Raw genomic sequence first — 2,439 nt, 5'->3', positions numbered from 1 at the left:
CACCCGTCGCCTGGGCCCAGGCTGCCAACGACACGCTGGCCCAGGTCAAGCAGCGCGGCAGCCTGCGCGTCGGCGTGACGCAGGCGCCGCCGTGGTTCACGAAGGATCCGAAGTCCGGGGACTGGGCGGCAGGAGTGGGCGTGTCGCTCGGCAAGGCCATGGCGGCCGAGCTCGGCGTCAAGTTCGAGCCGGTCGAGGTGACCTGGGGCACGGCGGTCGCTGCGCTGCAGGGCAACCGCATCGACATGATGTCGATGATGGACGCGACGCCGGAGCGGGCCCAGGCGGTCGACTTCCCGAAGACGCCGCTGCTCTGGTACTCGCTCGCGGTGCTGGCCCGCGACGACCTGCCGGTGAAGGCCTGGGCCGACCTGAACCAGCCTTCGGTGCGCATCGCCGTGCCGCAGGCCAGCAGCATGGACAAGTTCCTGAGCGAGAACGTGGCCAAGGCGACGATCTCGCGCTTCCCCGGCAACGCCGAGGCGATCGCCGCCTTCCAGGCCGGCCGGGCCGACGCCGTCTGCCTGTTCCACCCGCCGCTGCTGGCGGCGCGGCAGCGCCTCGGCGCCGGCAAGATCGTCGTGCCGACGCCGGCGCAGTCGCAGGCCTCGAGCGTCGCCGTGCGCAAGGACGACAAGGCCTTCGTCGAGTGGGTCGACAAGGAGATCGCGAAGTTCTACGCCAGCGGGCAGACGCAGAAGTGGTACGAGGAGTTCCTGGTCGGCTTCGGCCTCGACCCCAAGGCCTCGCCGCCGGTGATGAAGGAAATGCTCGGCAAGTCCTGACCGCCGCGCGCCTCTCGCCCCGCCATGCACGAGTGGAACTTCGCCCCGGTGTGGGCGAACGCCGACCTGCTGGCGCTCGGCCTGCTCAACACGCTGAAGGTCACGGGCGCGGCGCTCGCCTTCGGCGTCCCGCTCGGCCTGGTGCTGGCGCTGATGCGGCTCTCGCCGAACCGCCTGCTGCGCTGGCCGGCGGGCGCGGTGATCGAGGTCTTCCGCACCACGCCGCCGCTGGTGCAGCTGTTCTGGTTCTTCTTCGCGCTGCCGATCCTGTTCAAGGTCGAGATGACGCCCTACATCGCGGCGGTGCTGACGTTCTCGATCCAGTCGGCGGCCTTCTTCGCCGAGGTCTTCCGTGGCGGCATCGTCTCCGTGGAGCGCGGCCAGTGGGAGGCGGCGCGGGCGCTCGGCATGGCGCCGCGCCAGGTGATGCGCCGCGTCGTCCTGCCGCAGGCCGTCAAGCGCATGATCCCGGCCTTTCTCGAGCGCGCCATCGAGCTGATGAAGACGACGACGCTGGTGGCGATCGTCTCGTACGCCGACCTGCTGTTCCAGACCAACGAGGTGGCGCAGAAGACCTTCCGGCCGCTCGAGGTCTTCACGGTCACGGCGCTGATCTACTTCGTCGTGATCTATGCCGTGAGCGGCCTCGTGGGACAGCTCGAGCGGCGCCTCGCCACGAGCGGCGAAGGCCTGGCGCGGCACTGACATGGACTACCGCTGGAACTTCGCCACCGTCTTCGAGAACCTCGACGTCCTCGGCGTCGGCGCGCTCGGCACGCTGCGCTTGTTCGCGATCTGCAGCGTGCTCGGGATGGGCGCCGGCGTGCTCGTCGGCCTGGCCCGTCAATCGAAGTCGCGCTGGACCTACCTGCCGGCAACGGCCTTCGTCGAGTTCTTCCGCAACACGCCGGTGCTGGTGCAGATCTTCTGGTTCTACTACGCGCTGCCGATCCTGATGCCGTTCCAGATCAGCCCGCTCACCGCGGCCGCGCTCGGCATCTCGCTGAACTCGGCGGCGTTCTCGGGCGAGATCTTCCGCGGCGGCATCGAGTCGATCGACCGCGGCCAGGCCGAGGCGGCGCGCGCCATCGGCATGACGCAGGCCCAGGCGATGCGCCGCGTCATCCTGCCGCAGGCCGTGCGCCGCATGCTGCCCGCGCTCACCAACCGCGGCATCGAGATCTTCAAGATGACGACGCTCGCCTCGGCGGTGGCCTACGTCGAGCTGCTGCAGCAGGGCAAGCTCCTCGCCTCGCTGAACTTCAACCCGATCGAGACCTACACCGTGCTCGCCGTGGTCTTCTTCCTGTGCCTGTTCCCGCTCGTGCAGCTCACGTACGCGCTGGAACGCCGGCTCGGCCGGTCGGACGCGTGATGGTGCCTGCCGAGCCGACTTCTCCTTCGCCTGGTCCGCTGCTGCGCGTGCGCGGCCTGCGCAAGCACTTCGGCAGCAACGAGGTGCTGCGCGGCGTCGACCTCGAGGTCACGGCCGGCGACCGCATCGCCATCCTCGGCGCCTCCGGCTCGGGCAAGAGCACGCTGCTGCGCTGCCTCAACTTCATGGAGCTGCCGAGCGCCGGGGTGGTCGAGCTCGGCGGCCAGGCGATCGGCCGTGCCGCGGCCGGCAGGGGCGACCCCGAACGCCGCGCCTACG

Annotated in this window: 4 protein-coding genes; all 4 read left to right on the top strand. The window is 70.1% G+C overall.

Annotated elements, in window-relative coordinates:
* A partial coding sequence (locus tag AC30N0_RS14770; RefSeq protein WP_489518665.1) for a transporter substrate-binding domain-containing protein occupies positions 1-785 on the top strand: 785 nt, incomplete at its 5' end.
* Positions 786-809: 24 nt separating this feature from the next.
* A complete protein-coding gene (locus AC30N0_RS14765; RefSeq protein ID WP_489518664.1) occupies positions 810-1,490 on the top strand; it encodes an amino acid ABC transporter permease in 681 nt (226 codons plus the stop codon).
* 1 nt (position 1,491) lies between these two features.
* Positions 1,492-2,160: an amino acid ABC transporter permease gene (locus AC30N0_RS14760; protein ID WP_489518663.1), complete on the top strand. Its 669-nt coding sequence runs from the start codon at positions 1,492-1,494 to the stop codon at positions 2,158-2,160.
* Positions 2,160-2,439: ATP-binding cassette domain-containing protein (locus AC30N0_RS14755; RefSeq protein ID WP_489518662.1), on the top strand; the 280-nt coding region annotated here is incomplete at its 3' end. The genes AC30N0_RS14760 and AC30N0_RS14755, both read left to right, overlap by 1 nt.

The sequence above is a fragment of the Rhizobacter sp. genome, from assembly GCF_031412495.1.
Lineage (GTDB): Bacteria > Pseudomonadota > Gammaproteobacteria > Burkholderiales > Burkholderiaceae_C > Schlegelella_A.
This window is presented reverse-complemented; position numbering and strand designations above follow the sequence as displayed.